Source organism: Gluconobacter sp. P1D12_c (assembly GCF_018812105.1).
Classification (GTDB): Bacteria; Pseudomonadota; Alphaproteobacteria; order Acetobacterales; family Acetobacteraceae; genus Gluconobacter; species Gluconobacter oxydans_A.
In genome coordinates this window covers 1-471 of the sequence record NZ_JACSIQ010000420.1, presented here as the reverse complement: position 1 = coordinate 471, position 471 = coordinate 1, and the positions used below count along the sequence as shown (strand labels likewise).

Annotated in this window: 1 protein-coding gene; it reads left to right on the top strand. The window is 52.4% G+C overall.

Translation table 11 applies throughout. The features are described 5' to 3' along the window. Positions 1–471, top strand: a 471-nt coding sequence (locus tag KP705_RS17465; protein WP_215765195.1) for a hypothetical protein, incomplete at both ends; no start/stop codon positions are given.

The window sequence follows — 471 nt, the reverse complement described above, 5'->3', positions numbered from 1 at the left end:
CCGAACAGGTTCGCCAAGCCCTTTTGCCGTTTTTTGACAATCCCGATTTTGACCATGATGCCCTTGGCCGGGTCATGGTCACCGTTCAACGCATTACTACCCCAGCCCCCGGAACAACGGAGCCGTTTGTTATGATCCGTCCCGCACAGAACCGTGCTGTCACCTTGTGGCTAATGAAGAACAGTAAACGTCCAATGAAGGCCGTGGACGTCTGGACGCTCTTGTTCGACCACCTGTTCCCACATACCGGACAGATCATGCTAACCCGCGAAGAAATCGCCGAAAAAGTCGGAATTCGGGTCAACGAAGTTACAGCCATCATGAATGAACTGGTGAAGTTCGGTGCGATTTTCTCCGAGCGCGAAAAGGTAGCCGGTATGCGAGGGCCGGGTCTTGTCCGCTACTACATGAACCGCCACGTTGCTGAAGTAGGTAGTCGTGCTACACAAGAAGAACTTTCTACAATACCAA